Source organism: Rhizorhapis sp. SPR117 (assembly GCF_021742065.1).
The window spans coordinates 17,991-39,105 of record NZ_JAKKIE010000028.1 but is presented as its reverse complement, the minus strand read 5'-3'; the positions used below and the strand labels follow the sequence as shown (position 1 = coordinate 39,105).

At 56.9% G+C, this 21,115-nt stretch carries 17 protein-coding genes; 8 read left to right on the top strand and 9 right to left on the bottom strand.

The genetic code is table 11. The annotated features are described in order from the left end of the window. The first annotated feature begins 24 nt into the window (after positions 1–24). The 3 genes from L3X40_RS12070 to L3X40_RS12060 are packed head-to-tail and all read left to right on the top strand — an operon-like array spanning position 25 to position 4,992. Positions 25–1,179 carry a glycosyltransferase family 2 protein gene (locus tag L3X40_RS12070; RefSeq protein ID WP_237365894.1) on the top strand — a complete coding sequence of 385 codons (1,155 nt, stop codon included), beginning with the start codon at positions 25–27 and terminating at the stop codon, positions 1,177–1,179. Continuing rightward, positions 1,176–3,206, top strand: a complete 2,031-nt coding sequence (locus L3X40_RS12065; RefSeq protein ID WP_237365893.1) for a glycosyltransferase family 2 protein — start codon at positions 1,176–1,178, stop codon at positions 3,204–3,206. The genes L3X40_RS12070 and L3X40_RS12065 overlap by 4 nt, the downstream gene beginning before the upstream one ends. After that, on the top strand, positions 3,199–4,992 hold the full coding sequence (locus tag L3X40_RS12060) for an ABC transporter ATP-binding protein (RefSeq protein ID WP_237365892.1): 1,794 nt from the start codon (positions 3,199–3,201) through the stop codon (positions 4,990–4,992). Before L3X40_RS12065 ends, L3X40_RS12060 begins: the two co-directional genes overlap by 8 nt. Here the strand turns inward: L3X40_RS12060 and galE are convergent. Together galE and L3X40_RS12050 are read right to left on the bottom strand one after the other, a co-directional pair. Then, positions 4,989–6,014 (bottom strand): UDP-glucose 4-epimerase GalE, encoded by a 1,026-nt coding sequence (galE, locus tag L3X40_RS12055; RefSeq protein WP_237365891.1) that lies wholly within the window; start codon positions 6,012–6,014, stop codon positions 4,989–4,991. The genes L3X40_RS12060 and galE overlap by 4 nt on opposite strands. Further along, positions 6,011–6,988: a UDP-glucuronic acid decarboxylase family protein gene (locus L3X40_RS12050; RefSeq protein ID WP_237365890.1), complete on the bottom strand. Its 978-nt coding sequence runs from the start codon at positions 6,986–6,988 to the stop codon at positions 6,011–6,013. Before L3X40_RS12050 ends, galE begins: the two co-directional genes overlap by 4 nt. Before the next feature lie 190 nt (positions 6,989–7,178). Here L3X40_RS12050 and metG point away from each other — a divergent pair, with 190 nt between their 5' ends. The 5 genes from metG to mazG all read left to right on the top strand — a co-directional run bounded on the left by metG (position 7,179) and on the right by mazG (position 11,908). Then, a complete protein-coding gene (gene metG, locus L3X40_RS12045; protein WP_237365889.1) occupies positions 7,179–8,738 on the top strand; it encodes a methionine--tRNA ligase in 1,560 nt (519 codons plus the stop codon). A gap of 182 nt (positions 8,739–8,920) precedes the next feature. Continuing rightward, entirely contained in the window at positions 8,921–9,712 is a 792-nt protein-coding gene (locus tag L3X40_RS12040) for a TatD family hydrolase (protein WP_237365888.1), read from the top strand. Then, positions 9,709–10,476 (top strand): MBL fold metallo-hydrolase, encoded by a 768-nt coding sequence (locus L3X40_RS12035; RefSeq protein WP_237365887.1) that lies wholly within the window; start codon positions 9,709–9,711, stop codon positions 10,474–10,476. Before L3X40_RS12040 ends, L3X40_RS12035 begins: the two co-directional genes overlap by 4 nt. Beyond that, entirely contained in the window at positions 10,473–11,075 is a 603-nt protein-coding gene (locus L3X40_RS12030) for a retropepsin-like aspartic protease family protein (protein WP_237365886.1), read from the top strand. The genes L3X40_RS12035 and L3X40_RS12030 overlap by 4 nt, the downstream gene beginning before the upstream one ends. A gap of 80 nt (positions 11,076–11,155) precedes the next feature. Beyond that, a complete protein-coding gene (gene mazG, locus L3X40_RS12025) occupies positions 11,156–11,908 on the top strand; it encodes a nucleoside triphosphate pyrophosphohydrolase (RefSeq protein WP_237365885.1) in 753 nt (250 codons plus the stop codon). Here mazG and hflX read toward each other — a convergent pair whose 3' ends face one another. The 7 genes from hflX to dusB all read right to left on the bottom strand — a co-directional run bounded on the left by hflX (position 11,909) and on the right by dusB (position 21,110). After that, a complete protein-coding gene (gene hflX / locus L3X40_RS12020) occupies positions 11,909–13,207 on the bottom strand; it encodes a GTPase HflX (protein ID WP_237365884.1) in 1,299 nt (432 codons plus the stop codon). Continuing rightward, entirely contained in the window at positions 13,204–13,761 is a 558-nt protein-coding gene (gene hfq / locus L3X40_RS12015) for an RNA chaperone Hfq (RefSeq protein WP_272907951.1), read from the bottom strand. The genes hflX and hfq overlap by 4 nt, the downstream gene beginning before the upstream one ends. A 91-nt stretch (positions 13,762–13,852) precedes the next feature. Beyond that, a complete protein-coding gene (ntrX, locus tag L3X40_RS12010; protein WP_237365882.1) occupies positions 13,853–15,232 on the bottom strand; it encodes a nitrogen assimilation response regulator NtrX in 1,380 nt (459 codons plus the stop codon). Beyond that, positions 15,222–17,438: a sensor histidine kinase gene (locus L3X40_RS12005; protein WP_237365881.1), complete on the bottom strand. Its 2,217-nt coding sequence runs from the start codon at positions 17,436–17,438 to the stop codon at positions 15,222–15,224. The genes ntrX and L3X40_RS12005 overlap by 11 nt, the downstream gene beginning before the upstream one ends. A gap of 113 nt (positions 17,439–17,551) precedes the next feature. Then, the gene (gene ntrC, locus L3X40_RS12000) at positions 17,552–19,015 is read right to left on the bottom strand and encodes a nitrogen regulation protein NR(I) (protein ID WP_237365880.1); all 1,464 of its coding nucleotides are present in this window, start codon (positions 19,013–19,015) and stop codon (positions 17,552–17,554) included. Continuing rightward, positions 19,012–20,106 carry a two-component system sensor histidine kinase NtrB gene (locus L3X40_RS11995; RefSeq protein WP_445177184.1) on the bottom strand — a complete coding sequence of 365 codons (1,095 nt, stop codon included), beginning with the start codon at positions 20,104–20,106 and terminating at the stop codon, positions 19,012–19,014. Before L3X40_RS11995 ends, ntrC begins: the two co-directional genes overlap by 4 nt. A gap of 5 nt (positions 20,107–20,111) precedes the next feature. After that, the gene (gene dusB, locus L3X40_RS11990) at positions 20,112–21,110 is read right to left on the bottom strand and encodes a tRNA dihydrouridine synthase DusB (RefSeq protein WP_237365878.1); all 999 of its coding nucleotides are present in this window, start codon (positions 21,108–21,110) and stop codon (positions 20,112–20,114) included. Positions 21,111–21,115: the final 5 nt, after the last annotated feature.

Below are 21,115 nucleotides of genomic sequence, written 5' to 3'. Positions count from 1 at the left end.
ATGCCCAAGGATCAGGAGCCATACATGTCGCGCATCGCCATTGAACACGTCGATGCCTTCCGCATGCCGCCCGCGCTTGTCCGCGAAACGACCCGAACGCTTGTCGTCTTCTGGTGGGAAGACGTTCCGGTAGGGCAGGTCATGGACGATGGTCTGCCGGGTGAGCTTGTGGATTTGAAAGCCCATTGGCAAGTATTTTCGGCGTCCTCGGCCTGCAAGCGCGCGGAGCGTTTTTCTATACAAAAGAGGCGTCCGGCGCTTGATGCCTCGGTGATTATATGCACGCGCAACCGCCCCGATGCGCTGCGAAGCTGCCTTGCCTCTTTGACGCATCAAAGCCTCAAGCCACTGGAAATCATCGTCGTCGACAATGCGCCCAGCGACGACCGCACGCGCCGTGTCGCAGATGCAGCGGGCGTCAAATATGTACGAGAGGACCGTCCCGGCCTTTCAGCGGCACGCAACAGCGGAATTCGTTACGCCACATCGGACGTCATCGCCTTTACAGATGACGACGTCGTCCTGCACCCTCGCTGGCTGGAACGGCTGACTCTCGCCATTCAGGACAGCAAGGCGCTGGCTGTGACCGGCCTTGTCCTTCCGGCTGAGCTGGAGACTGAGGCGCAGCAACATTTCGAAACTTACTGGGGTTTCAGCCAAGGCTATGAACCTATGGCGTTCGATGCGGATTTCTTTGCCGCCGACAAGGGGACGGGCTGCGAAGCGTGGAAGATCGGGGCGGGGGCGAACATGGCGTTCCACCGCCGAGCCTTCGAATTGGCCGGCTATTTCGACACGCGGCTGGGTGCTGGCGCTGCCGGTTGTTCGGAAGATTCCGAATATTGGCACCGTATCCTGAGCCGGGGCGGCACATGCCATTACGAACCCGCAGCGGTCGCCTATCATTATCACCGGCGCGATCTGGCGGGGCTGGGCAGCCAGATATATCATTATATGAAGGGACATGCGGCCGCCCTGCTCGTACAATATGAGCGCAGCGGCAACCGGGGGAGTCTCTGGCGCCTCCTCTATTTCCTGCCGCGCTATGATGCCAAGCGAGCATGGCGTAAAATTCGCTACGGCGATCGACCGGAAAATCGCTTCCTCTGGCGGGAAATCGCAGGCCTTCTGGCGGGTATCGGCTATTATCTGCGGCACGGCAGGCCGCAATTGCCGTGAGTGCCGTTTCCGTCGTCGTTCCCGCACGCAATGCGGAGGCCACGCTGGCGGTCACGCTTGACAGTCTGCTCGCCCAACGATGGGACGATTGGCACGTCATCATCGTCAACGATGGCTCGACCGATGCTACAGCCGGAATTGCATCGGATTATTGCGACCGTGATGCCCGTTTCCAACTGGTTGAGACCGCTGGCGCTGGCGTTGCGGCAGCCCGCAATGAGGGGTTGCGTCATGCGCAAGGCCGCGCGCTGCTTTTTCTTGATGCGGATGACTGGATTGCGCCCGATCATCTGGCGCGGCTGTCAGAAAAGCTCAGGAGTGATCCCGGTGCGGGCGCGAGTTATTGCGGATATGTCCGTGTTACGCCGGAGGGGCAGGCATTCATGCCGCGTTTTTCTCCCGAAATTGCAGCCGATGCACGGCGAGTGTTTGGGCGGAGCAATCCGTTGGCGACGCCGCATACGGTCATGCTTGCGCGCGACAAGGTGGAAAATCTGGGCGGTTTCGACACATGCTTCCAAACCTGCGAGGATTGGGACCTATGGCAGAGGCTGGCCTTTTCCGGCGCACGATTTCTCCCGGTAGAGGATGTCCATGCCCGCTATTGTCTGCGGCGGGGATCGGCGTCGCAAGATATGGGGCAGCTTTTCCGCGACGCTGCCACGCTGCTTGACAAAGGCGCTGCCGGGCAGTCGAATGGGCATGGCGAGCAAGAATTGAGCCTCGCCTGGTTCGGCCTTTGGTGCGCGGCGCTATCCGCCGGTCAAGACCGCCCGCTTCCCAACTGGCTGCCCGAACTTCCGGCCGTTTCTGTCCCGGCCAGCGAAGCGCGCATGACTGCATCCCTGTTGATGGAGGCTCTATGCACGGGCGCCTGCTGTACGCCTGCTCACCTGACAAGCAGTTGGGCCGAAACCAAAGAGCGGCTTCGGATCATTCTGGATGAACATATCGAGCCGGATGCACATGGAATCGTGTTCGACAGCTTTGCCGATATGCTGGGTGTGGCCCCTTTGAATCCAATGGAACTGGTGAGCGTCGTCATCCCTGCGTACAAGGCGACTGAAACCATCGGAGAGACGCTGCAAAGCGTGCAGACCCAGACGCATGCGCCGCTGGACATCATTGTGGTCGATGACGGTTCGCCTGATGATACGCAGGCGATGATATTGTCGTTTGCGGCGAGCGATCCGCGCATCAGCCTGATGCAACAGGCCAATGCAGGCGTTGCCGCGGCGCGCAACCGGGGCTGGAAAGTCGCTGCGTCCGACCTCATTGCCTTTGTGGATGCTGACGATCTTTGGGCGCCGTCCAAGATCGAAAGGCAATTGGCCGCGCTAAAGGCGGAAGGGCCGGGGACCGGGCTTGCCTATACCTGGTACGCCCGGATCGACGAAGACAGCCTGATCACCAGTCGCAGCCACCGCCCCATTGTACAAGGGGATGTGTTGAAGGCGATGTTCCTGGGGAATTTCATCGGCAATGGCAGCGCCGCCTTGATGATCCGGGCTGCGTTGGAGGAGGCGGGTGGTTTCGATTCCAGCTTGCATGCGCGTGGTGCGCAAGGATGCGAAGATTTCTCGATCTATTTCCGTATTGCCGAGAAATATCGCTTTGCCCTCGTACCCGAGCCTCTCACCGGCTACCGCGTGCTGCCGGGCAACATGTCCAGCGACATGCTGCGCATGCTCCGTTCGTTCGATCTGGTGGCGGCAGAAATGTTGAGCCGCCATCCCGCGCACCACCGCGACATCATGGCAGGGCGCGCCTATTTTCTGGAATGGAGTATCCTCACAGCGGCAGAACGGGGCGCTTTTCGGACAGGAGTTCGTCTGTTTCTGGCCTATTTCCGACAAAAGCCGGTCAACAGTTCCATGCTGCTTGCTTGGAAGCTTCCGCGTGCGATTATCAGGGGACTGCGGCTCCGTGTCGCCGGGAAGCCACGTCGCCGCCGCGATTATGCACCGTCCCGCTTCCTGATCGGTTGTTATGATGGCGCAGCGATGGGGGAGACGAGCCATGGCTGACGCCGGAAAAACTGCCACGGGCGGCAAGATCGCGGCTCTTAAGGACCTACGCGTCTTGTTGGACATCGCCCCGGCGGCCAAGCGCACCGCGCCGCTGCTGATCGGTCTGGGCGTCTTTGCTTCACTCGCGGAAACGGCTGGCATCAGCCTCATCATTCTCTTCCTATATGCCGCACTAGGCCAATTTGATGCGCCGGGTGCGGCTGCACGGGACTTTGGCCAACTGGCGGCGTCGATATTGCAGGCGCTCGGCGGTCCCCTACAGCTTGCAGCTGCAATATTCGCGCTGATCGTGCTGAGGGGCATTATAGGATATGCCTATAGCCGCATTTCGCTGGGTCTTGCCGCCCGCATCAGCGAGACCGCCCGGAATGTCATTCACGGCCAGTATCTCGATGTATCCTATGATTTTATCCGCCGCCATGAACAGGCTGAGCTGATGGAGATATTGGGCACTGACAGCTGGGGGGTGGCGGCGGCCTATAATGCCTTCATGCGCCTGATCATAAATGTCTGCGCGATAGCGGTTTTTGTCTTTTTCCTACTGCTTCTTTCGTGGCGCATCACTTTGATCGCTGCCCTGTGCGCCACTCTGGTCTCGCTGTTCCTTGCGCGCCTGTCCCGTCCGGTGACTCAGCTTGGCGCTTCAGTGAAATCGGAACATCAGTCCATGGGCGCGCTCATGCTGATGACGCTTCAGGGGATGCGCGCCATTCGCGCCTATGGCCGGGAAAGGGCACAGCAAAAGGCATTTCTCAAATCATCGGCAGCCGCACGGCGGAGCCTCGCCCGAATGGAAAGGCTTTCGGCTGCCATCGGCCCCGCGACACAGATGGGTTACCTGGCCATAATCTGCCTTATCGTTGGAGGCGCTGGCTTGCTCAAGGTCGATTTCCATACGACCTTGACGATGGTCGCGCTGCTCTATCGCTTGCAACCGCATTTGCAGGAGTTTGAAAGCAATTCTCTTTTTCTCGCCCAGTCATCTCCGCAATTACAGTCGGTGAGACGCATGATCGGCCGGACCGGAAAATCCTTTCCAGATCAGGGAATGCTTCCCATGCCCGATCAATATCAGAGCATTGGCTTTCGCGATGTGACTTTCGGCTATGACGGAAAGCATGCACTCGACAATGTGAGCTTTGATATTCCTCACGGGCGGACCACGGCGCTGGTAGGCGCAAGTGGATCAGGCAAGACAACAATCGTAAGCCTGCTCCTGCGCCTCTACACACCCCAAAGTGGACAGATTCTGCTCGATGGCGTGGAGATCGGGAATATTCGCCGCGATGAATGGCTGCAGGCGCTTGCCGTGGCTGGTCAGGATATCGACCTGGTGGAGGGAACGGTGCGGGACAATGTTCTGATGGCCCGTCCTGACGCCGATGAAGCAGCACTGGCCCAAGCCTATGCCTTATCGGGTCTCGCCGATATGCTATCCGGGCTGGAATATGGCGACAGGAACTGGATCGGACAGCAGGGGCTCAACCTTTCCGGCGGCGAAAGGCAGCGCGTGGGGCTCGCCCGCGCCATATTGCGCGACCCGGACATATTGATCCTCGACGAAGCAACCAGCGCGCTCGATACCGCACTGGAAGCGCAAATTCGCAAGGCTCTGGAACAGCGATTTGCGGGTCGAACGATCCTGATCATCACCCATCGGCTGGAAACGGTGCGCCATGTGGATCATGTCATCTGCCTGAGCGAAGGACGAATGCTGGGGGAGGGGCCACCTGCCGAAATGCTCGAACCACGACCCGGCATATCCCTCGCCGCCCTGGCTTAGTTGTTAGGGCATGTTAAAGAGTTTGTAGTCGGATCAGCGTCAGTTGTCTGTCGTCTCTGCCAAGCCACGGCAGTGCGCACGATCATATCAATGTCCGACATCGTCGGCCTCCATCCCAACTCGCGGTGGGCCTTGGCGGCGTCGGCGATCAACACTGGCGGGTCGCCGGCCCGCCGCGGCCCCATGTGCGGTGGATGGTCGGCCTCGCAAATCCGGCCGACAGTGCGGGCGATCTCAAGGACGGTTGTACCCTGTCCAGTACCCAGGTTAAAAGGATGAAAGCCGCGCCTTTTCATGATCCATTCGCCCGCCAGGACATGCGCTGCCGCAAGGTCATCAACATGGATATAATCGCGCACGGCGCTTCCATCGCGAGTGTCGAAATCCGTGCCAAAGACGGTGAAGGGCCGCTGATCGGACAAGGCGCCCGCTATAGCCAGCGGAATGGCGTGGGTTTCCGGATCATGGCATTCGCCAATATCTCCATCCCGATCGCATCCGGCGGCGTTGAAATAGCGTAGCGCCACGCTGTCCAGCCCATGAGCAACTGCATAATCAGAGAGCATTCTTTCCACCATCAGCTTTGACCAGCCATAGGGATTGATCGGCCATTGGGGATGCGCTTCGTCGATTGGCACGCGCTCGGGCACGCCATAAGTGGCACAGGTGCTGGAGAATATGAGCTTTGAAACGTCTGCCGCGCGCATTCGGTCAAGCAGGGTGAAGCTGCCGATGCAATTGTTGCGATAATAGAGTTCCGGCTGGCGCACCGATTCCTCGACATAAGCGAAGGCAGCGAAATGACCGACAAGGTCAGGCCTGTACTCGTCGAACGCAGCATCCAGTGCGGTCCGGTCCAATATGTCACCCACGACCAACGGCCCCCATTTGACCGCTTCGGCATGACCACGTGAAAGATTGTCGAACGTGACCACCCTCCATCCGGCTTGCGCAAAAGCCTTGCAGCAATGCGAACCGACATAGCCCGCCCCGCCGGTCACCAATATCGTCCGCCCATTCATCCCTCTATCTGACCCAAATCCATCTGCTGACGGAAATAGTCGATAGTCCGGCCCAGCCCCTCTTCGAGTGACACGGCGGGCTGCCAATCCAGCAACTGTCGGGCAAGGCCTATATCGGGCTGGCGCTGGCGTGGGTCGTCCTGCGGCAGCGGGCTGTATTCCAGTTTCGACGCACTGCCGGTCAGTGCGATTACCATCTGCGCCAGTTCAAGCATCCTGAATTCCACCGGATTGCCTAGGTTCACCGGCCCCGTGACGTCATCGGGCGAGTCCATCAACCGGATGAGTCCCTCGATCAAGTCCTCAACAAAACAGAAGGATCGGGTCTGCTGACCATCGCCATAAATCGTGATCGGCTGGTTCCGAAGCGCCTGAAGGACGAAATTGGAAACGACGCGGCCATCGTCGGGCTGCATCCGCGGGCCATAGGTATTGAATATTCGAGCCACCTTGATCGGCAGTCGATGTTGCCGCCAATAATCGAAAAACAGTGTTTCGGCGCAGCGTTTTCCCTCATCATAGCAGGAGCGGGGCCCGATGGGGTTGACCCGCCCCCAATAACTTTCGTTCTGCGGATGAATTTCAGGATCGCCATAAATTTCCGAAGTGGAGGCCTGCAATATCCGCGCGCCTGTGCGCTTGGCGAGGCCCAGCATGTTGATCGCGCCGTGTACGCTGGTTTTGGTCGTTTGTACCGGGTCATGCTGATAATGGATCGGACTGGCCGGGCAGGCGAGATTGTATATCTCATCCACCTCGACATAGAGGGGGAACGTTATGTCGTGGCGCAATAACTCGAAACGATAGTTGCCCAGTATCGCCGCGATATTGTCGCGCGTGCCCGTGAAAAAATTGTCGGCGCACAGGACCTCGTTGCCCAGCGCCAGCAGCCTTTCACACAGAAACGATCCCAAAAAGCCAGCACCGCCCGTCACGAGCACACGTTTCCTGCGCATCAGCTGCCGCTTTTTCATTCCCAAGTCGTGATCCGATCAAGAATTTACAAAGGCACCTTATAGCCTATCGGATCACGCCCAAGCGGCATCAGACAAGCCGTGGCGCCCTCACGGCGGAGCGCCACATTCAGTCGATACCAGATCACCCCTTCTAAAATTCCGCCCCTGCGTCTAGGAAGGCCGCCAAACCTCCTGACAGAAGACCACAATGTCCCAGCCTTTCTATATCACCACGGCCATCAGTTACCCCAACGGCCGCCCGCACATCGGTCATGCCTATGAAGCGATTGCGACTGACGCGATCGCGCGTTTCCAGCGGTTGATGGGCCGCAACGTGCGGTTCCAGACCGGCACGGACGAACATGGACTGAAAATGGCGCAAGCCGCGCGCGCCAAAGACATTGAACCCCGCGCGCTCGCCGATGAAATGTCAGGCTATTTTCAGGAAATGGATGATGCCCTGAATATCAGCTACGACCGCTTTATCCGCACCAGCGAACCTGCGCATCATGAGGCCAGTCAGGCGCTTTGGAAAGCGATGGAAGCCAATGGCGACCTCTATCTTGGCCGATATGAAGGCTGGTACTCCATCCGCGACGAAGCCTTTTATGACGAAAAGGAACTGATCGGCGGGGAAGGGGAAGCTCGTCTTTCACCGCAGGGAACACCGGTCGAATGGACAGTGGAGGAAAGCTGGTTCTTCCGTCTTTCCAAATATCAGCAGCCGCTGCTCGACCTCTATACAAGCCAGCCGGATTTCATCCGCCCCGAAAGCCGGCGTAACGAAATCATGCGTTTTGTCGAAGGCGGTTTGTCGGACCTCAGCATTTCGCGCACCAGTTTCGACTGGGGCGTCAAGGTACCCGACAGCGATGGCCATGTCATGTATGTCTGGGTCGATGCGCTCACCAATTATCTGACTGGCCTTGGTTACCCGGCCGACACACGGGATTACCGCACGTTTTGGCAAAAGGGCGGCGACATTTTCCATATTATAGGCAAGGATATTGTCCGTTTTCATACGGTCTATTGGCCTGCCTTCCTGATGAGCGCCAATCTGCCTTTGCCGAAACAGGTATTCGGCCATGGCTTCCTGCTCAACCGGGGCGAGAAAATGTCGAAATCGGTTGGCAATGTCGCCGACCCGCTGGAACTGTCGCAGGCTTTTGGCGTCGATCAGCTCCGCTATTTTCTGCTGAGCGAAGTTACCTTCGGAAATGATGGAAGCTATAGCCCGGAAGCTATTGTTCAAAAGTCAAATAGTGAACTTGCCAACAGCTTCGGCAATCTGGCGCAGCGGACACTCAGCTTCATTGCAAAAAACCTGGACGGTCGTATGCCGCAGGGCGAAAAGCAGGATGTCGATGAAGAGCTTCAGCAAAGCTTGGGGATAGCGGCCTACGCCTTTCGGATGGCAATGAACGACTTTGCTCCATCTGTAGCGATCGAAGCGTGGATGCGCGCTGTTTTTGCGTGCAACGCCTATATCGATGCGCAGGCACCTTGGACGTTGCGCAAGACTGACCCGGTGCGAATGGAGGCGGTTCTGGGCACGCTGTACGAGGCCATTGCAAGCCTCGCCATCATGATTCAACCCATCATTCCGGCCAGCGCGACGACGCTGCTGGACCAAATGGGAGTGCCCGAAGGCGAGCGATCATGTGAAGATGGCGCCTTTTGGTATTCCATTCCTGCTGATAGCGACTTCATCCTCGCCGCGCCCAAGCCGCTGTTCCCGCGCCTCGAACTTACCGAAGCGGACGCCTGAGCGACATTCGCCTTACATCGCCATCCCAGCGAAGGCTGGGATCCATGTCGCTATTCGCATTAAGCCGACGATTGAGGATAGCGACATGGGTCCCAGCCTTCGCTGGGATGACGGAGAAGATTTGGGAAACTTCCTGAACTTCCAACCGTGACGAAGTCGGAAAGACCCCCTATATCCCCCTCATGCTGATCGATAGCCACTGCCACCTGAACTATAAGGGCCTCGTTGAGGATCAGACCGCCGTGCTGGATCGCGCCCGCGATGCCGGGGTCGGCGTCATGCTCAACATCTCTACCCGCGAAAGCGAATGGGATGCGGTGCTGGCGACAGCAGAGCGCAACGCGGACGTCTGGGCCACCGTCGGCATCCACCCGCATGAGGCCGACGCGCATCCTGCGGTCGATACGGCCAAGCTTGTAGATCGAGCGAAACATTCCAAAATCGTCGGCATAGGCGAGACTGGCCTTGATTATTATTACGATCACAGTGACCGAGACCAGCAAAAACGCAGTTTTCGTGCGCATATCGCTGCTGCGCGGGAGACCGGTCTGCCGCTGATCGTCCACACGCGGGATGCCGAAGCCGACACGATTGAGATTCTGACCGATGAAATGGGGAAGGGGGCGTATAAAGGCGTCATCCATTGCTTTACCGCTAGCGGCGAGTTTGCCGACAAGGCGTTGGCTTTGGGCTTATACATCAGCATTTCAGGGATAGTGACGTTCAAGAATGCCAAGGACCTGCAAGCAACGGCAGCGCGTTTGCCGAGCGAAAAGCTGCTTGTCGAAACCGATTCCCCTTTTCTGGCCCCCGTGCCGCATCGGGGGAAAAGTTGTGAACCCGCCTTCGTTGCCGACACGGCACGGTTTCTGGCGGGTTTGCGGGGTGAAACGGTGGAGGAATTGAGCGCCAGTACGGGGCGCAATTTCCTGACCTTGTTTGACAAGGTCACCGTGGCAAAGGCGGTCGCGTGAAGCTGACCATATTGGGTTGCGGGACATCTTCAGGCGTTCCACGCATCGGCAATGATTGGGGTGCCTGCGACCCCGCCGAGCCCAGAAACAGACGGAGCAGGGCGTCCGTCATCGTGGAAACTGCAACCACCCGGATCCTGGTCGATACATCGCCGGATTTGCGGGCGCAGTTGCTGGCGGCCCACGTCATTGATCTCGACGCCGTGCTCTGGACGCATGATCATGCCGATCATTGTCATGGCATCGACGATATGCGGCAGATATTTCACCACCATGGCCGCCCGGTGCCCGGATACGCACGACGTGAAACGCTCGGTCATCTGCGCCGCCGTTTCGGCTATGTTTTCGATGGACGCAATGACTATCCAGCCACGATTGAAGCCCATATATTGCCTGACGACATGACCATTGGCGACATCCGGATAACGAGCGTGGATCAGCCGCATGGAGACATTTTCTCTACGGGATTCCGTTTCGAATATGAAGGGGTTTCAATATCTTATTCAACAGACTTCCATGAATTTACAGACGAAATGATGGGCCTGTTTACAGGGACGGACGTCTGGGTGGTCGACGCCTTGCGCGAACGGCCGCACCCCACGCACACGCATCTGGCGCTTACCCTTGACGCCATCGATACGGTGCGGCCGAGACAGGCCATTCTGACGCATATGGATCAGAGCATGGATTATGCTCATCTATGCACCATATTGCCGCCCGGTGTGGTTCCGGGACATGACGGCATGACGGTCAGCATTCCATGACCGGGCCGCAATCCGCTGAACTCATATGGCTGCTGCTGGCGATGGTTCTTGTCGGAAGCGCGCTGTTGTCGCGCCGCTGGTCCTTGACTGGTGCGCTTGGCATGGTGCTCTGGTGGATCGTCATTTTTGCGATCGCGCTTGGTCTTTTCAGTTATCGAAGCCAAATCAGTTCTATCGTCAATCATGTAAAATCCGAAGTGACGGGTGAGGCGCAACAGCGGGTCGAAGGCGACACGCTGCGGATACAGAAGTCACCGGACGGTCATTTCTGGGTTGATGGCCTCGTCAATGGAAACAGCACGCGCTTTTTGGTGGACAGCGGCGCCAGCATTACCGCGCTGTCGGAACGTGCCGCGCTTGCCGCGGGATTGAACATCGACCAGTCCGGCTTCCCGATGATGCTGGCAACGGCCAACGGCTCCATCGAAGCACATCGTTCCAATATAGCGCTGCTTGAGATCGGACCGTTACGATCCAGCGATTTGGCTATCGTTATTTCGCCAGCGTTTGGCGATGTGAATGTTCTGGGCATGAATTTTCTCTCGCAGCTTAAAAGCTGGCGCGTGGAGGGCGACGAAATGATATTGGAGCCAGCCTGAAACTGTATGGGGCATATGGGGCTACCCCACCCTCACTGCCATATATGATTTAACATAATATATATTATCGGACTTTTAGAATGACCGTGAGCAATCCCCCCAACATCACTCCCCTGACGGACATCATGGCGCGTTTACGGAATCCGGAACATGGATGCCAATGGGACATCGCCCAGAATTTCGCGACAATCGCGCCCTATACGATCGAGGAAGCCTATGAGGTCGCCGACGCCATCAACAAGAATGACATGGCGGCGCTATCCGACGAATTGGGTGACCTCCTGCTCCAGGTGGTGTTCCATAGCCGAATGGCTGAAGAAGCCGGACATTTTGCGTTTCAGGATGTAGTAGACGGCATCTGCCAAAAGATGACGCGACGGCACCCACATGTTTTTGGCGAAGACAGCCATTTTCCGGGATGGGAAGAGATCAAGGCTGATGAGCGCAGGCATCATGATGACAAAAGTGCATTGGCTGGCGTCGCTGCTGCTTTGCCTGCGTTGTTGCGTGCTGCAAAGCTTCAGAAACGTGCCGCGCGGACTGGTTTCGACTGGCCCGACACTGATGGGGTATATGCTAAAATATATGAGGAAATAGAAGAAGTTAAGGAAGCAACTTCACAATCGGACAAGGAAGATGAGGTCGGCGATCTGTTATTCGCAGTCGTCAATTTGGCGCGCCACATGAACGTTGATCCCGAACAGGCATTAGGTAAGGCCAATAGCAAATTTGAGCATCGTTTCCGTGATATGGAGCAAGAAGCCGGAGATGCTTTTGCGGGCCTGTCCCTGATGGAAAAAGAAAAGCTCTGGCAGTTGGCAAAGGGGAGATAATCAGGCTTTGCGCCGCAGAAAACGTGCATAGTCCGCATTGGACATTCGTACCCTGACGTCCAGCCGTTTTCCATCAACGCTGCTGTCCAGAACTTGCCCATGGGCATGGAGCCATGCGAGGCCTGCACCATCATCGTTGGCCAGAGTTATGGCATGTTCTTCACTCTGCGTTGTCAACTTTGCGCTTATAAGCCGTTGCAAGGCATCGATCCCGGAACCATCCAATGCCGATATGACCACCACATCGTCCCGGCGTGTTGCGATCTGCTGAACGTGGATTTCTGCGTCGGGTGCAAGCCGATCGACCTTGTTCCATGCTTCGATCATCGGGGAGGCCCCTTCCCCGCCCAGACCCAGTTCTTCCAGCACGTCCAGAACGTCGGCCCGCTGCGCCTCACTATCAGGGTGGGAAATGTCACGGACATGGATAATGAGATCGGCAGCGACCACCTCCTCCAGCGTTGCGCGGAAGGCAGCAATAAGCTGGGTCGGCAGATCGGATATGAATCCGACAGTGTCCGACAAGATGGCCTTGTCGATGCCAGGCAGACTGATCTGTCGCATAGTGGGATCGAGCGTTGCGAAAAGCAGATCTTCCGCCATGACGTCAGCGCCGGTCAAGCGATTGAAAAGCGTTGATTTTCCGGCATTAGTATAGCCTACCAGCGCAATGATGGGCCACGGCGCGCGTTTACGCCGATCGCGGTGCAATCCGCGCGTGCGGCTGACCTGATCCAGTTCCCGGCGCAGCTTCGCCATGCGATCCCGAATCTGTCGCCTGTCCGCCTCGATCTGTGTTTCGCCCGGACCGCCCAGAAACCCGAAACCGCCGCGTTGGCGCTCCAGATGGGTCCAGCTTCGCACCAGTCGTCCGGCCTGATAGTCGAGATGCGCCAATTCCACTTGCAACCGGCCTTCAGCGGTGGCGGCGCGTTCCCCGAAAATTTCGAGGATCAACCCTGTGCGGTCGATAACCTTGGCTTTTGTGGCCTTTTCCAGATTGCTTTGCTGGACGGGTGAAAGAGGGTTGTCGACAATCACCAACTCTGCCTCGCTGGTTTCCACGAGATCAGAGATCATATCGACCTGCCCGCTGCCGAACAGTGTGGCGGGCCGGGAAGCCCTCACATGAAAGGATTGCCGCGCCTGCACGTCGATACCAATGGCCGCTGCCAAGCCTGTAACTTCATCCAGGCGCGCATCAATATCGCGTCCGGCCCGCTTCTGGTCAGCATGGACGACAACCGCGCGCGTACCGCGCGTTACGCCGTCCTCTGCTTCACGTTGAAAAACACTCAATCGTTTTCCATGTCCTCATCTTCACCTTCGCCCGACAAATCGAGGGCATGGGTTGGCTGTACTGTCGAAATGGCATGTTTGTAGACCAGTTGCGCCATGCCATCGCGCTCCAGCATCATGCAGAACAAGTCATAGGCGGCAATTTCGCCCTGCAGCATGACGCCATTCACCAGAAACATCGTGACCGGATAGCCTGATTTGCGTACCGCGCTGAGGAATACCTCCTGCAACAATTTGGGTTTGCGCTGCGTCTCTTCAAAAGCCTTGCGGATTTCGGTCAAATCCATTGGCTGGGCCGGCATCACAGTCGAAATGGCATGTTTATACACAAGCTGCGATTGACCGTCGCGCCGCAATAAAACCGAAAAATTATCGAACCAGGTGATGATGCCTTGCAACTTGACGCCCTTGACCAGAAACATGGTCACCGGAGTCTTGGATTTCCGTAGGGAATTCAGGAAGATGTCCTGTAAGTTATTGACTTTATCGGCCATATGAATAGCTCCGTTATTGGTGGGGCATGGCCCACATTGCGCCGTTGAGTGACGTCGTATGGTCCCCTGCGGGTCAGGAAACTCTTTCTGCGCATAACTCAAATATCTGTGCAGGTCTATTGTGCAGCGCAAAAATTTGCGATGGAAAGGTTTATTCCTCGCCGCCTTTGCTTTCACTGATTCCCAACAACTTCAATTTGCGATGCAACGCCGAACGTTCCATGCCAATAAAGGTTGCGGTGCGGGAAATATTGCCGGAGAAACGGCGAATCTGGATTTTCAGATACTCCCGCTCAAAGCTTTCCCGGGCTTCGCGCAATGGCGAACCCATGATCGCCGTCTGAGCGGCGCCATCATGCGAGCCTCCGCCCGTGATTTCCGACGGCAGCATGTCCAGGTCAATGCGGCTGATCCGGTCGCCGGGCGCCAATATCATCGTGCGCTCAATAATATTACGAAGCTGCCGGACATTGCCCGGCCATTCGCATGCTTGCAGCGCAGCCATTGCGTCGCTTGCGATGTCTGGCGCACGTACCCGGCGATCGGCGGCATAGCGGGCGACATAATGCTCGACGAGCGCCGGGATGTCCTCTCGTCTTTCGTTCAACGGCGGCAACGCGAGCGGCACGACGTTCAGGCGGTAGAAAAGGTCCTCCCGGAAACGCTTCTGCTCGATTTCTGTGGAAAGCAGCTTGGCCGTTGATGAAATGACACGCACATCGACCTTGACCAGCCTTTGTCCGCCAATGCGGTTAAAACTCTGGTCGGTAAGCACGCGAAGAATCTTGCCTTGGGTGGTGAGCGGCATGTCCGCTATTTCGTCAAGATAGAGTGTTCCCCCATGCGCCTGTTCCAACAGGCCGGGCCGCACCAGTCCATTGCCGTCCTCAATTCCAAACAGTTCCTCTTCCACCCGGTCAGGAGTCATGCGTGCGGCCGATACAATGATGAAAGGCGCATCGGCACGACCGCTCCAACTGTGGAGCATGCGCGCGGCCACTTCCTTGCCAACGCCCGCCGGCCCCGAAATCAGGACCCTGCTTCCCGTGCCTGCCACGCGCCTGAGCGTCGCGCGAACCGCGTTGATGGCGCTACTGACGCCGGTCAGTTCATCATCCTGCCCTACCCGCGCCCGCAAGTCTTCATTTTCACGACGCAAACGATCCGTTTCGGTTGCGCGCGAAACCAGGTGAAGCAATTTATCGGCTTCAAATGGCTTCTCAATGAAATCTACCGCTCCCTTGCGAATTGCGGCGACGGCAGTATCGATATTGCCATGTCCTGAAATCACCAATACCGGCAGCGAAGGGTCGCGTTTCTTGATCTCTTCGAGCAGTTCCAGTCCATCCAACCGGGATCCCTGCAACCAGACATCAAGCAGCACCAGCGATGGACGTCGGGCATCTATCGCGCCCAGCGCGGCATCGCTATGCGCCGCTGTGCGGGTTTCATATCCTTCGTCCTCCAGTACGCCGGAAACAAGGTCGCGAATGTCCTCTTCATCGTCGACAATCAAAATATCAAGCGCCATCGGTTGTCACTGCCTTGTTTTCAGTCGTGCTTAAGTCGAGATTTTCAAGCGTCTGCGGGTCGAGAATGATGCGCACACATGTCCCACCGCCCGGCGCGTCCTCAAAGGTCATCTCGCCGAAATGTTCTTCAACGATCTTCTTGACGATTGCGAGGCCCAGGCCAGTGCCTTTTTGCCGGGTGGTCATATAGGGTTCGATGATACGGTCTCGTTCGGCAGGAAGTCCGATACCGTCGTCTTGAACGGATATGACGAACCGGCCCTCCCCTTCATCATAGAGGCGCATTTGCACATTGCCACGCGGCAAGCCATCCTCAAGTTCTGACTTTGCTTCAATGGCTTCTACCGCATTCTTGACAATGTTAGTCAGCGCTTGTCCTATTTGCCGTCGATCGCATACGATTTCCCGCGCATCGACCTCGCTTGCAAAGGTGAAGGCGATGTCAGGATGCGCGACTTCATGCAGAAACAGGGAATGACGCGCAATGTCGCCGATGGCCTCATGCCGGAAAACCGGTTTTGGCATCCGTGCAAAGGATGAAAATTCATCGACGATCCTGCGCAGATCCGCGACCTGTCGAATGATCGTGCCGGTCAGCCGGGTGAAGGTTGGCCTATCGTTGACCACTTCGCTGGAATAGCGCCGCTGCAACCGCTCCGCCGCAAGCTGGATAGGAGTCAGGGGGTTTTTGATTTCGTGGGCAATCCGCCGCGCAACATCCGACCATGCCGCTCGCCGCTGATCGGTCAATTGCTGGGTTATATCGTCGAACGTCAGAACATGGCCAGAAGCATCCTTCACCACCTTGACCGCCAGTGTAAGCAGATCAGAGTTTACTTTGACCTGTACGATGGCTGCATTCTGGTCACTATCGAGCAATTCGGCCAGCTCCGGGGAAAGCGCCGAAAGCGGTTCTCCGATATTGCTGACGTTTCCCTGTTGCAGGATTGCCTGTGCCGAACTGTTGACGAGCTGGACTGTGCCATTCTGGTCAACCGACAATACGCCCGCCGTCACGCCCGACAGTACGGCTTCAATAAAGGCCCGGCGGTTGTCGAGCTGGCTGTTGGCACTCACCAATGCGCTGGTTTGCGCCTCCAGACGCTGGGTCATGCGGTTGAAAGCGCTGGCGAGTGTGCCGACCTCATCCCGGGTATGTGGGCCAGACACCCGGGCGGACAAATCACCTGCCGTAATCTTGCGCGCGGCATCGACAAGTTCTGCCACTGGACGCACCAGACGGTCGGCAACCGCAAGTGCAATCCACACCGCAATACCGACCAGTAGCAACGAACCAACAAAAAGTGCCGCATTGAATTGTAACTGAAGGGCGCGTGAGCGTTGGGTAAAATCTTCATAATCCGCCAGCACAGCGCGTGCACGCTTCATCTGGCTGAACGCAGGCACGTCGGAATCGCGTGAGGCGTAAAGATAGACTTTGGCCTCTGGATCAAGCAACGTCACGGCTTCGATCCGGTCAGCCTGAGCCTTCACCACCACATTTTCGCCTTTGGCTAGGCGTTCGATAACATCCTTCGTCAAGCGATTTTCTGCGGCGCGCTTGTCTGGGTCCACCATGGCGGCGGTCCGTGCGACGCCGTCCTTGCCAATTTCGATGATTGCCGATTCATTGAGTTTTCGTGTGACGACCTGGAAAATATACCCTTCCGCAAAATCCGGGCTGCTGACGGACGTCTGTGACAGATAGTCACGTAAATCCCCCGCCATCGTGACGGTTTCATCACCCACTTCCTTTTTGTTCTGTTCGTAATAACCCCGAGCAAGGCCGCTGGCGTTTTGCAGCATGGTTCGCGCGTTTTCGGAAAACCAGAATTGCACGCCATATTGGAACAACAGCGATGCGAAGATAACCACCAGCAGCATCGGCACGCTTGCAATAATCGAAAATATCGCAACCAGGCGGACATGAAGTTGGCCATCCCCGCCAATCAGAGATTGCGAGGCACGCTTTTTGGCGATGCGCCGCCCAAGCAGCACGAGCAGTGCAATCGCAGGAACCAGGTTTGCGACCAGCAACAAGGCGACGACCGGCGGCGCCAGCAACTTGTCGGGCCGGTCGTGTCCGGCAACGACGAAATAGGTAATGACGGCGATCAGCAGGAAGGTGAGCAGCGTGGCTGCTTCAACAAAAGTAGCGAAATGAGGATTGCGCCGGAGTTGCGCCAGTCTCATCCGCCAGGACATTTTACCCTGGTTATGCTGCAGATCAGCCAAACTATTCATAGTTGCAGAGGTACAACAATGGCGTTGCTATTAACACACGGTTTTTGCACGCGAGCCAAATCAAATCCGATTATTCATTCGTTATGGCGCAGGCTTGCCGGGTCCATGCCATAATCATTGAGTTTTTTGCGCAATGTATTGCGGTTTATCCCCAGTATCTGGGCCGCCCTGATCTGATTGCCATCTACGCTCAGCAAGGCCTCCCTCAGTAATACGGGCTCGACCACCGACAAAAGCGCCTCATGCAGGACCTCATCGTCCGGGTTGCCATTACCGCCGGCATTTCCCAATAAAAGACTGTCCTTTGCCCATATCCGCACTGCGTTTTCCAATCGTTCCACCGATTCACCGGAATGTCCCCGATCAACCTGCGTTGCCGGCAATATCTGCTGCACCATGGTAGAACTTATGACATCTTCACGGCTTAATACGGCCAAACGCTGCATCAGGTTTTGCAATTCGCGGACATTGCCCGGCCAATTATACTGTGACAGCCATCGTGCGGCATCGTCCGCCAGCAGCTTGCGGGGCAAGCCGTCATTGGCTGCAAGCTCAAGAAAATGCCGGGCGAGCAGTGGCACATCATCACGCCGATCGCGTAGCGCGGGCAGATGAATGGGAACGACATTCAGCCGATAATATAAATCCTCACGAAACTTGTTTTCAGTGATCAGTGTCGGCAAATCCTGATTCGTGGCAGCAATGATCCGTACATTCACCCTGATGGGATTGGCGCCGCCGACGGTCGTGAATTCACCCGATTGCAGCACCCGCAACAACCGGGTTTGCGCCTCCATCGGCATGTCGCCGATTTCATCGAGAAACAGCGTGCCGCCTTGAGCTTGTTCGAACTTGCCGGCCGTGCGCGCCTGCGCCCCTGTAAACGCACCCTTTTCATGGCCGAACAATTCCGATTCGATCAGTTCTCGCGGAATGGCCGCCATGTTGATGGCAACAAAAGGCTTGCTCCTGCGCGGTCCCAGATTGTGAATGGCTTCAGCGACCAGTTCTTTGCCGGTGCCGGATTCGCCCAGCACCAGGATCGTAAGGTCGTTGGAAATCACTCGGGCAATAGTACGATAGACCTCCTGCATCGCTATGGAGCGACCTATCAGCGGCATGCCATCGTTTTCGTCGATGGAATGCTCCTCGTCGTCATCGCTAATCTGCTTTTTCGACAAGGCGTCGCTTACGGCGCGGGCTAGTTCATTAAGATCAAAGGGCTTTGGAAGATATTCGAACGCCCCTTTTTCGGTCGCGCGGACCGCTGTATTCAATGTGTTCTGGGCTGATAATATGATGACGTTCATGTCGGGATGTGCGGAAATGATATGGGCGACATCGTCCAGGCCATCGCCATCTGGCAGCTTGACGTCGGTAATCAGGACATCGGGCGCGAAACTGTTCAGCAATTGCGCACGTTCAGCGATGGTCCCTGCCGTTTTGATCTTGTGACCGCCGCGACGAAGAGCCTCGCTGATGACCACGCAGATCGCCCGATCGTCATCCACTACCAAAATTCGACCTTTTGGCGTCATGCCTGTCCCCGCGCCATTGGTAGCAGGATACGAAAAACACTTCGTCCGCTGTCGGGTTCACGCGAATATTGAACCAGGCCATTCATGTCGCGCACCAGCTTGTCGACAAGCGCCAGTCCAAGCCCCTGCCCGTCCCGCTTCCCCGATATGAAGGGGCTGAACAAATGTTCGCGAATGTGATCGGGTACACCCGGTCCGTTGTCGGAAATCCGTATTTCAATGGGTAGCAGGGCATTGCCCTTTCCTTCTACCATCACAAAAACGCCATGGCGAAAGGCTGTGGTGATCAGGATTTCACCTTTATCCACTAATTCAAGAGCTTCTGCTGCATTCTTCAGAAGATTCAACATAATCTGGACAAAAGCGTCTCCGTTAATTTCGGCAAAGGGCAAGGATGGATCATATTGCCGCACCAACTTTACATTTTTGGCAAATCCTGCTGCTGCCAATTCAACAGCCCTGTCCAGCAGGGGATAGATGTTTTCCGATCTGCAAGTCAGCGGTTGATCCGTGGTAAAATGCTGCATCCGGTCTATCAACGCCGCGATCCGATCGACTTCATGACAAATAAGCTGCGTCAAAGTGGCCGAATCATCGTCCACGCTGGCTTCCAGCAACTGAGCCGCGCCTCTGATCCCGGATAATGGGTTTTTGATTTCATGCGCCAATATTGCGGCTGCGCCCATCGCGGTGCCGCTTGCCGCGCGTCGGTGAGCGATGTTTTGCGCCTGACTGTGCGCGTGGATCGCAACCACTCGCCATCCGTCATGCTCGGCAATGGGCGAAATCATCAGATCGACCTCCATCGCCGCCATACGACCCGCGTGCACATGGACGTCATAAGCCGACAGCGGCTTATCCGTGTTCCAGAAGTCGACGCGCGCCGTCATATCGGCAATGCGGATCGTGCGGGCTACATCGCTGCCAATAATGGCCGATCGCGCCATGTTGAACAAGCTTTCGGCCCGGACATTTGCATTCATGATCCGATTGTCCGGCGCCACGATCAGCGCGGCTACCGGCATGGCGGTGAAAATATCCGCAAGATCTGGGTAACCGTGATGTGTCCGATGAGGCGGCGCCTGTGCCATCGGGTTCAGGCGGCAGCTCGGCTTAGCCAGGGAGCATAGAAACGTTCCAGCATATCTAACACTCTTGCGCCGTCAGCGACTTGATTGACGGCGTTGCGAAATTCGGCCGATCCCGTCAGGCCCTTGGTGTACCAGCCGATATGCTTGCGAGCCATATTGACCCCGACCACTGGACCATAATGTTCCAACATCGCGCAATAATGCTCTGTAATAACTGCATATTGTTCATCTATAGAGGGATCGGGTCGACGTTGTCCGCTGGCAAACCAGTGCATCACCTGGCCGAGCAACCAGGGTTTCCCATAAGCGCCGCGTCCAATCATCACGCCATCCGCGCCGCTCTGTTCCAGAGCGATTTCTGCATCCTCAATGGTACAGATGTCGCCATTGGCAATCACGGGAAGCTTGACGGCATCCTTGACCTTGCGAATGAAGGACCAGTCGGCGCTGCCCTTGTACATCTGGCAACGGGTGCGGCCATGGACGGTGATCAACTGCGCACCCAGATCCTCCGCAATATGCGCCAGCTCCGGTGCGTTGAGGCTGCTGTGATCCCAACCCATGCGCATTTTCACCGTCACAGGCACGCTGACCGCCTTGACTGTCGCTTCGATCAGCGATGCGGCCAGCGGCAGGTCCCGCATCAGGGCGCTCCCCGCTTCCCCGTTCACAACCTTTTTAACCGGGCAGCCCATGTTGATATCAATGATCGCCGCGCCACGATCCTCGTTCAGCTTCGCCGCTTCCGCCATTTCATACGGGGAACAACCGGCGAGCTGCATGGAGACAGGTTCTTCAACAGGATGCCATGCGGCTTTTTGCAAGGATTGCCGTGTTTCGCGAATCATCGCCTGACTGGCGATCATTTCCGTTACGTTGAGGCCAGATCCATAGCGGCGCACAAGCGTGCGGAACGGCATGTCCGTTACGCCGGTCATGGGCGCAAGGATGACAGGCATAGCAATCTGCATTGGGCCAATGGATATCGGGTCAAGTCTGCGCATCGATC

Excerpts from the sequence above, each read along its gene's own strand:
- L3X40_RS12070 (WP_237365894.1), top strand. The coding sequence starts at position 25 with ATGTCGCGCATCGCCATTGAACACGTCGATGCCTTCCGCATGCCGCCC.
- L3X40_RS12060 (WP_237365892.1), top strand. The coding sequence starts at position 3,199 with ATGGCTGACGCCGGAAAAACTGCCACGGGCGGCAAGATCGCGGCTCTT.
- galE (WP_237365891.1), bottom strand. The coding sequence starts at position 6,014 with ATGAATGGGCGGACGATATTGGTGACCGGCGGGGCGGGCTATGTCGGT.
- L3X40_RS12050 (WP_237365890.1), bottom strand. The coding sequence starts at position 6,988 with ATGAAAAAGCGGCAGCTGATGCGCAGGAAACGTGTGCTCGTGACGGGC.
- metG (WP_237365889.1), top strand. The coding sequence starts at position 7,179 with ATGTCCCAGCCTTTCTATATCACCACGGCCATCAGTTACCCCAACGGC.
- L3X40_RS12040 (WP_237365888.1), top strand. The coding sequence starts at position 8,921 with ATGCTGATCGATAGCCACTGCCACCTGAACTATAAGGGCCTCGTTGAG.
- L3X40_RS12030 (WP_237365886.1), top strand. The coding sequence starts at position 10,473 with ATGACCGGGCCGCAATCCGCTGAACTCATATGGCTGCTGCTGGCGATG.
- mazG (WP_237365885.1), top strand. The coding sequence starts at position 11,156 with ATGACCGTGAGCAATCCCCCCAACATCACTCCCCTGACGGACATCATG.
- ntrX (WP_237365882.1), bottom strand. The coding sequence starts at position 15,232 with ATGGCGCTTGATATTTTGATTGTCGACGATGAAGAGGACATTCGCGAC.
- L3X40_RS12005 (WP_237365881.1), bottom strand. The coding sequence starts at position 17,438 with ATGTCCTGGCGGATGAGACTGGCGCAACTCCGGCGCAATCCTCATTTC.
- ntrC (WP_237365880.1), bottom strand. The coding sequence starts at position 19,015 with ATGACGCCAAAAGGTCGAATTTTGGTAGTGGATGACGATCGGGCGATC.
- L3X40_RS11995 (WP_445177184.1), bottom strand. The coding sequence starts at position 20,106 with ATGGCACAGGCGCCGCCTCATCGGACACATCACGGTTACCCAGATCTT.
- dusB (WP_237365878.1), bottom strand. The coding sequence starts at position 21,110 with ATGCGCAGACTTGACCCGATATCCATTGGCCCAATGCAGATTGCTATG.